General features: G+C 44.8%; 1 protein-coding gene. It reads left to right on the top strand.

The annotated features are described in order from the left end of the window. The first annotated feature begins 435 nt into the window (after window positions 1-435). Complete coding sequence (gene ltrA, locus BM084_RS18960; protein ID WP_093306700.1) at window positions 436-1,833, top strand: group II intron reverse transcriptase/maturase; 1,398 nt, start codon at window positions 436-438, stop codon at window positions 1,831-1,833. Window positions 1,834-1,919: the final 86 nt, after the last annotated feature.

Genomic DNA, 1,919 nt, shown 5'->3' with positions numbered 1-1,919 from the left:
CATGGCGTATCACTTGACGGTGCAAGTCCGTTATGAGGGTTTATAGCTACCTATCATTAGCCAAAGGCAAGGGTGTCCACCGCGAGGTGGAATCTGAAGGAAGCCGGCGGCAAAGTTCCGGTCCGAGGAACACGAACATCATATGAGGCATATCTGATCTGGATGAGCTTGCACTACAAAGCGAAATCCTAAAGCTATACGGAGATCAGGGTGTAAATGATGCGGATATATGGAATGAAAGTGATACGTCTTACCGCGGGAGATCTCACAGACATAGGCGAAACAGCGTATGAACCTATGGTTGAAACAAGATTTACTGTGAGAGGTCAGCTGACGTCGTAGTACCCAAAGTCAACGAGGTGCATAAACTGCACAGGTCTCACAATTGGGGAAGGACTGAACCTTAAGAAGTAAGAAGTCAATGATTGTTACCTTATGAAGGGAAGAATGCAGAAAATATCGAAAGATACCTGGCTGCAAAAGGATAGGGCGGAACCCGACAGTTATGCAGCAGGGCAGACCTTTATGAGGATAACTGAAAACAACCTTACTGATGTTACTACTTTAGAAGATGGATTATTAGAACAGATCCTGTCCCCTTCCAACCTGAACCGTGCTTACAAAAAGGTTCGGAGCAACAAAGGAAAAGGAGGAGTAGACAAGATGGGAATCGAACATTTACAGGACTATCTTGTAGAAAACAGGGTTGAGCTATTACAATCCATAAGGGACGGAAAATATCGTCCTAAACCAGTACGACGGGTAACAATACCCAAAGAGAATGGTAAGAAGCGATTGCTTGGTTTGCCCACAGTGGTAGACAAGGTAATCCAACAAGCTATTACTCAGGTACTCTCTCCTATTTACGAGAAGCAATTCTCTGCCTACAGTTACGGCTTTAGACCCGGTAGAAATGCTCATCAGGCACTTAAGAAATGCAGGGATTATATCAGCGATGGCCACATCTATGCTGTCGATATGGACCTGCAGGAGTTCTTCGACAAGGTAAGCCACAGTAGACTTGTGGAGATCTTGTCAAGAACAATAAAGGATGGGCGGGTAATCTCGCTCATTCACAAGTATCTTAGGACTGGAGTAATGATCGGGAATAAGTTTGAAGAAACCGAACTGGGGGTTCCTCAGGGAGGACCACTAAGTCCACTGTTGAGCAATATAATGTTAAATGAGTTGGACAAGGAACTCCAAAGAAGGGGGCACCGCTTCGTCCGATATGCAGATGACAGTCTCATACTTTGTAAGAGTAGGAGGAGCGCGGAGCGAACGCTAAGGAATATTATTCCTTTTATCGAGGATAAGTTATTCTTGAAAGTAAATAGAGAGAAAACAAATGTTTCTCACGTCTCTAAAGTCAAATTCCTTGGACATACCTTCTACCGAGGTCTCGGAAAAGGTAGACTCCGAGCCCATCCAACAAGTATCCGAAAGATGAAACAGCGGTTAAAACAGCTCACATCAAGGAGCAATGGATGGGGCGAAGACCAAAGAAAGGAATCACTCAACCACTACGTTAGAGGTTGGGTGAACTACTTTAAAATGGCAGATATGAAAAGCCTACTGAGAAAGATAGATCGCTGGTACCGTCGACGTCTAAGGATGTGTATCTGGAAACAATGGAAACGCATCCGCACGAAAGGAAAGATGCTTATCAAGCTTGGCCTGAACAAGTGGAAAGCGTGGGAATATGCCAACACGAGGAAAAGTCACTGGCATATCGCCAACAGCTTTATCCTCACAAGGACCATCACCACGCACAGACTGAGACAGGCTGGCTACCCTTTTCTGCTGGATTATTATTCTAAAGTTAGAACATAAATTAGGGAACCGCTCAGTACGGATCCGTACGCTGAGTGGTGTGAGAGGACAGATAGGGAATTAATCCCTATCTTCCTACTCGATTT

Origin of the sequence: Salegentibacter agarivorans, from assembly GCF_900113135.1 — a bacterium.
Lineage (GTDB): Bacteria > Bacteroidota > Bacteroidia > Flavobacteriales > Flavobacteriaceae > Salegentibacter > Salegentibacter agarivorans.
This window is presented reverse-complemented; position numbering and strand designations above follow the sequence as displayed.

Excerpts from the sequence above, each read along its gene's own strand:
- ltrA (WP_093306700.1), top strand. The coding sequence starts at position 436 with ATGAAGGGAAGAATGCAGAAAATATCGAAAGATACCTGGCTGCAAAAG.